General features: G+C 62.1%; 5 protein-coding genes. 2 read left to right on the plus strand and 3 right to left on the minus strand.

Going from position 1 to position 6,240, the window contains the following annotated elements:
• Positions 1–690: 4-hydroxy-tetrahydrodipicolinate synthase (dapA, locus tag CN311_RS26520; protein ID WP_097576618.1), on the minus strand; the 690-nt coding region annotated here is incomplete at its 3' end.
• Positions 691–1,124: 434 nt separating this feature from the next.
• Here dapA and CN311_RS26525 point away from each other — a divergent pair.
• A complete protein-coding gene (locus CN311_RS26525; RefSeq protein WP_097576615.1) occupies positions 1,125–3,158 on the plus strand; it encodes a lytic transglycosylase domain-containing protein in 2,034 nt (677 codons plus the stop codon).
• A gap of 290 nt (positions 3,159–3,448) precedes the next feature.
• Complete coding sequence (locus CN311_RS26530; RefSeq protein WP_097576616.1) at positions 3,449–4,336, plus strand: alpha/beta fold hydrolase; 888 nt, start codon at positions 3,449–3,451, stop codon at positions 4,334–4,336.
• A gap of 64 nt (positions 4,337–4,400) precedes the next feature.
• Here CN311_RS26530 and CN311_RS26535 read toward each other — a convergent pair whose 3' ends face one another.
• Complete coding sequence (locus CN311_RS26535) at positions 4,401–5,474, minus strand: tyrosine-type recombinase/integrase (protein WP_097576617.1); 1,074 nt, start codon at positions 5,472–5,474, stop codon at positions 4,401–4,403.
• A 240-nt stretch (positions 5,475–5,714) separates the two neighbouring features.
• On the minus strand, positions 5,715–6,240 hold a 526-nt coding region (locus CN311_RS26540; RefSeq protein ID WP_133117268.1), incomplete at its 5' end, for a porin.

A 6,240-nucleotide genomic window follows, 5' to 3' on the forward strand; every position in this document is an offset into this window, starting at 1 on the left:
CGCCTTGGCGCTGTCGCCGGAAAGCGTCGCCTCCTGGAATTCGGCGCAGAGCCTGGGCGCGACGTTCGACGTCACCGAGATGCAGCCGACGCCGCCATGCGCATTGAAGCCGAGCGCCGAGGCATCCTCGCCCGAAAGCTGGATGAAATCCTTGCCGCAGGTGGCGCGCTGTTCGGAAACCCGCTCGACCTTGCCGGTAGCGTCCTTGACGCCGACGATATTCTTGAAGTCGTGGGCCAGCCGGCCCATCGTCTCGGGCGTCATGTCGATCACCGAACGCGGCGGGATGTTGTAGATGATGATCGGCAGCTTCGTCGCCTTCGCGACGGCGGCGAAGTGCGCATAGAGACCGCGCTGTGTCGGTCTGTTGTAATAGGGCGTGACGACGAGTGCCGCGTCGGCGCCGGCTTTCTCGGCATACTGGACCAGACCGACCGCCTCTTCAGTGTTGTTGGAGCCGGCGCCTGCAACGACGGGAACACGGCCCTTGGCCACCTCGATGCAGACCTTGACGACTTGGCGATGCTCGTCATGCGACAGCGTCGGCGACTCGCCTGTCGTGCCAACCGGGACGAGGCCCGTGGTGCCCTCGCCGAGCTGCCATTCGATGAATGCACGAAAGGCTTTCTCGTCGAAACGGCCGCTCTTTTCGAACGGTGTCACGAGCGCGGTGAGCGAGCCTCTCAGCATGTCGTCCAACTCCTTGGGACTTTTCCGAGCCTGTTTGGAAACTCTACTCCGGCGGCCATCTGATGGCGTTTTCTGCGCTTCCGGTGCTCACGGACCCAAATGTCCGCTGCGCTCCGGTTCTCGAATCCACCACCATATGACTCGCCAGAGCGAATTTCGAAACAGTCTCTTGGTCTGTCGTGCGCGCCTTCTAGCCGAAAGCGAAGCGGCGCACCATAGTCTCGACATTGTTGCGCGGCAAGCATGGCGTCAATGCATGTCGCCCCAAAAGTGGAAACCGGTTTTGGGGATAACGACATGCATAAACAAAAACCAGCAAGCGCAAATTTGAACGATCTCGATAAGCTTTTGTTTACGTGCTCTTCACCACGGGCGACTAGGCTTCAGAACATCTGTGCCTTTTGGTCCGTGCAAGGACAGGAGTGACGCAAACCATGCCGACCGGACGGCCTCACCTTTTCGCTCTGCTTGGCGTCGCTGCCATGCTGGTGCCGGGCGTGGCCGTCGGCAGCAGCAATGTCGATGTGCAGGTCACGTCGGCCATCCCGATGCCGAGCCTGCAAGACAGGTCAGATTCCTTGCCATCGGCCAGCATCGCCAGGTTGAAGAGCGGCCTCGATGCGCTGGCGGCCAACGATATTGCCCGTGCGCGCCAGGTGCGCGAGAGCCTGCCGGCCAATTCGCTCGACCGGCATATCCTTGCCTGGGCGATCGCGCTCTATGGTGGCGACAAGGTGCCGAGCGGCGACATCGCCGATGCCGCCAGGATGCTGCCGACCTGGCCGGGCACGATGGCCTTGCGCGAGAACAGCGAACGCGCGCTCTACCGCGAGAACCCCGCCCCGCAAGTCGTGGTCCAGGCCTTTGGCGGCAGCCAGCCGCGGACGCCAGACGGCGTGGTGATCCTGGCACGCTCCTACCTGGCGCTGGGCAACGCCAAGGCGGCGCGCTCGGTGCTGTCGCCGTTCTGGCGCACCGAAAAGCTCGAGGCCAAGGACGAAGCTGGTATCATCAAAGAGTTTGGCAAGCTCATCCCGGTCGCCGACCACCGTTTCCGCATGGAGCGCATGTTTTATGCCGACCGGGTCAATTCGGCGCTGCGGGTCGCGCCCCTGGCGGGCGCCCAGCCGCTCGCTGATGCCTGGGCTGCGGTATCCAAGGGCGACAAGAACGCCGCCAAGCTGCTGAAGGCGGTGCCGACGGCGCAGCGTTCGGCCGGCTATCTCTTTGCCGAGGCCGAATATCTGCGCAAGCAGGAGAAATTTTCCGACGCCGCCGCGGTTGTGATGCGGGCGCCCGCCGACCGCGACGCGCTGGTCGACCCGGACGCCTGGTGGGTCGAGCGCCGGGTGCTGTCGCGCGAGCTGGTCGACCAGGGCGACATGAAGACCGCTTACAAGATCGTCGCGGCGCATGCTGCCGAAAGCGCCGCAAACGCTGCCGAAGCCGAGTTCCATGCCGGCTGGTATGCGCTGCGCGGCCTCAACGACCCCGACACCGCGGCCAAGCACTTCGCGCGGATCGCCGATCTCGCCCAGGGGCCGATGTCGCTGTCGCGCGCCTATTACTGGCTTGGCCGCGCCGCCGAAGCCGGCGGCCCCGGCAGCGCCAAGGACTATTTCGCCCGCGCCGCCACATACGGCACCACCTTCTACGGCCAGCTCGCCGGCGAGCGTGTCGGCCGGCAGGTCCTCAACATCGCCTATCCCTCGCCTGATACAACCGACCGCCGCAATTTCGTCAACCGCGAGGCCGTCAGTGCCATCAAGCGGCTGCAGGAGACAGGCTACGAGCGCTATGCCGATACGCTTTACCGCGACCTTGCCGGGCAATTGACCAGTCCGGGAGAGCTGGCGCTGCTGGCCGTGATGGCGGAAAAGCAGGGCAACCATTTCCTGGCGCTGAAAGTCGGCAAGATCGCCGGCGCGCGCGGCATCCACGTCGGCGCGCTGTCGCATCCGCTCGGCGTCATTCCCGACACCGCCAACATTTCCGGCTCAGGCAAGGCGCTGGCCTATGCCATCGCCCGCCAGGAAAGCGAATTCAACATCGGCGCGGTGTCCAGCGCCGGCGCGCGCGGGCTCTTGCAGCTGATGCCAGGGACCGCCAGGCAATTGGCGAAGAAGGCCGGCATGGCCTTCTCGCAGGCGCGGCTAACCACCGATGCCGGCTACAATGCGACGCTTGGCGCCGCCTTCCTCGGCGAACAGCTCGGCCGCTTCAACGGCTCCTACGTGTTGACCTTCGCCGGCTACAATGCCGGCCCCAACCGCGCCGCCCAGTGGGTGGCCAAATATGGCGACCCGCGCGGCAAGGACGTCGACGCCGTCGTCGACTGGATCGAACGGATTCCCTATACGGAAACAAGAAGTTACGTCCAGCGCGTGATGGAGAATTACGAGGTCTACAAGATGCGTATTTCCGGCAAATACGATATTGTGGGAGATCTGGTGAACGGGCGGGGTTGAGGCGCGTTCGATAGCGTTCGAGATTGGCGAAAGCGTCGATGACGGCCAATCTCCCCCTCGTGGACCTGTTGCGCAATTCCGGCGTTCGCATTTGTTCTTAGAACGTCTCGGAATCTCTCCGAGAACATCCAAGAATCGAACCAAGAACGAGTTGCGGAAACCTCGAATTGTGCAACAGGCCCCTCGTGGGAGATTAGCAGTTTAGCCGTTCTGCCCTCCCGATTTGACCGCGCCCGCCCTCGCCTGTAGCCAGTCAGGATGAACCGGCGGGTGGAAGGATTCGAGTTCAGATGACCGAAGGCTTTTCCGATTTCTTCTATACCGCACCCGACGGGCTCAAGCTCCACGCCCGCATCTATGGCGAAGCGAATTCCGGCCATTGGCCGGTCGTCTGCCTGCCGGGCCTCACCCGCAATGCCCGCGATTTTCACGAACTGGCGCTTTATCTGTCGAGGCGCCCGGAAGGCCCGCGAAAGGTTGTCGCCTTCGACTATCGCGGGCGTGGGCTGTCCGCCTATGACCCCGATATCAGCCACTACAATCCCGCCATAGAGGCCGGAGATATCCTCGCCGGGCTGGCGGCGCTGGGGATCGAGGAAGCGGCCTTTATCGGCACGTCGCGCGGCGGGCTGATCATCCATGTGCTCGGGGCAATGAAGCCTTCCGCGCTGAAAGCCATTGTCCTCAACGACATCGGCCCGGTGATCGAGGCTGACGGCCTAGCCCATATCCGCTCCTATCTCGACCCTTCACCGAAGCCGAAAACCCGTGCCGAGGCGATCAGCGCCCAGCGCGAAACGCATGGCAGCGATTTCCCAGCCCTGACCGCTGCGGATTGGGAGCGGATGGTGTCGGCGCTTTACCGCAAGACGGAGGAAGGGCTGATGCCGGATTTCGACCCCCGACTGGTCGACACGCTGGCAGGCCTCGACCTCACCCAGCCGCTGCCTGATCTGTGGCCGCAATTCGAGGCGCTGGCGGCAATCCCGCTGCTTGCCATACGCGGCGCCAATTCGAAACTGCTGTCCGTCGAAACGCTCGAACAGATGCGAAAGCGGCATCGCGATATCGAGACGGTCACGGTCGAAGGCCAGGGCCACGCGCCGTTCCTGGAGACCGGCGCCCTGCCCGGCGCCATCGCGACTTTTCTCGATCGAGCGGAGCTAAAGTTCAGTTGAAGTAAACCCCAAGACCTGATCGGCCCTGGGGTGGTAACAGAAGTATAGAAAATAGCCCCCTGGATTACTTGGCTTTCGAGCTTTTCCTCGGTGCTTTTGCGGCCGCAGGCTCCGCCTTATGCGCGCTCGGCGATGCCGAAGGCGCCGTCATCAATGGAGACGAAAACACAGAGCCCCCGGCATTCCCGGCCGCCGCCCCGCCGCGAGGCGTTTCCAGCACGGTGACGCAACCGTCGAGGTCGTTGGTGGCGAGATGCGCGTAACGCATGGTCATCGAAAGCGTCTGGTGGCCGAGCCACATCTGCACGCGCCGGATGTCGATGCCGCCTTGGACCAGGCGCGAGGCGCAGGTGTGGCGCAGGATGTGCGGCACCACCTGATCGTCGGCGCCAAGACCCACTTCGGCTTTTGCATCGTTCCAGATGGCTCGAAACTGCGCCTGGCTGAGCTTGGTGAACGGCCCCTTGGGCCGACGGCCCTCGGTGGGCGGCAGCTTGATCACCTCTCTAACCCGCTCGGTCATCGGAATGGTGCGGCTGCGGCCGGATTTGGTAATCCAGAAACTGACGCGATGCTCCTGGATATCGTTCCAGATCAAGCCGAGCGCCTCGCCGAGACGGCAGCCGGTGTCGACGAGAAAGACGGAGAGCCGGTAGGCATCCTCGCTGCGGCTCTTGATGGCGGCGAACAGCCGTGCCTCTTCGTCCCTTTCCAGGAAGCGAATCCGTCCCGCCCGCTCCTTCTGGCGGCGGAACTCGGGCAGGCTGTGGATATCTCCCATCTTATGAGCCTTGCGCAGCAGTTTGCTGAGGGCAGCCATCTTCCGGTTGATGGTTGCGTTGCTGTTGCCGCGCTGGCGCAAGGTGCCGATTAGGTTGTCCAGGGTGCCCTGGTCAAAAGCGCTGAAACGCTCCCCGAGGAGTATCTCATCGATTTCGCCGATGAAGGAGCTGACATTGTATTTATGCCGCCCATCATCCCAAAGTATGTCCCGGTATGCTGAAAACAGCTCTCCGACCCTGTACGACTTTACTTCCCGTATCTTGTTGTAACTGTATTTTATCTTCGAGATTTGAGAAGAAAATATCGAAAAATGATCAGAGGGTTCACCCTCTTGAATCGCTTCGGTCGTCATCATTCGCCACACCCCCGAGTGGATGGCATTCACACCTATCCGCTTGGAAGCGCCCTTTCAAGAGTTTTGATCACGCAGTTGTGATTTCATCCGCTCATCAGCGGATCCCACGAAATCGCCCTGCGGACCTATTCAGCTGCCGTTACCCCCTGTTCCTTCTGTTTGCCTTGGTCCAGTCACGAAACAAAAACAGCCCGGGCGATGGTGCGCCCGGGCTGGAATTCACCTGTATAAAGCCAGCCCTTAGAACGAGCGCTGGAAGCGGAGCATGCCGCCGATGCTGTCTTCGTCGTCAGCATTGGTCCAGTTGTAATTGCGGGTCGGATCCGGGTTATCAAATTCAGGGGCGTGGACGTAGTCAACTTCGGCCGTGATCGTGAAGCCAGGAACGATGTCATAAGCCACGTTCGCCGCGATGCCGAGGTTACTCCAATCGTCATACGACGCCTGAACGTTGAACGAGGTCTTCTCGTTGAACTTGTAGGTGCCACCGCCCCACACTGCCCAGTTACCGCCCCAGATCTTGTACATACCGCGGCCGCCAGCCGGGATTGCGTAAGTCGGATCGTCCAGGTTGTCGTCCGTGCCATAGCCGCCCATGATGAACAGCGACAGTGCGTCGTTGACGGTCACGTCCAGGCGAACCTTGCCGGCAACTTCCTCGTAGTTGCTGTCATAGGCAATGACGCCGGTGATGGCGCCCCAGCCCTGCGTCCACTTCACGCCGCCGACGACATGCGGAACATAGCTGTCGATGGTGCCAATCTGG

Origin of the sequence: Mesorhizobium sanjuanii (genome assembly GCF_002529485.1) — a bacterium.
GTDB lineage: Bacteria > Pseudomonadota > Alphaproteobacteria > Rhizobiales > Rhizobiaceae > Mesorhizobium > Mesorhizobium sanjuanii.

Coding starts and splice junctions, on each gene's coding strand:
- CN311_RS26525 (WP_097576615.1), top strand. CDS start 1,125: ATGCCGACCGGACGGCCTCACCTTTTCGCTCTGCTTGGCGTCGCTGCC.
- CN311_RS26530 (WP_097576616.1), top strand. CDS start 3,449: ATGACCGAAGGCTTTTCCGATTTCTTCTATACCGCACCCGACGGGCTC.
- CN311_RS26535 (WP_097576617.1), bottom strand. CDS start 5,474: ATGATGACGACCGAAGCGATTCAAGAGGGTGAACCCTCTGATCATTTT.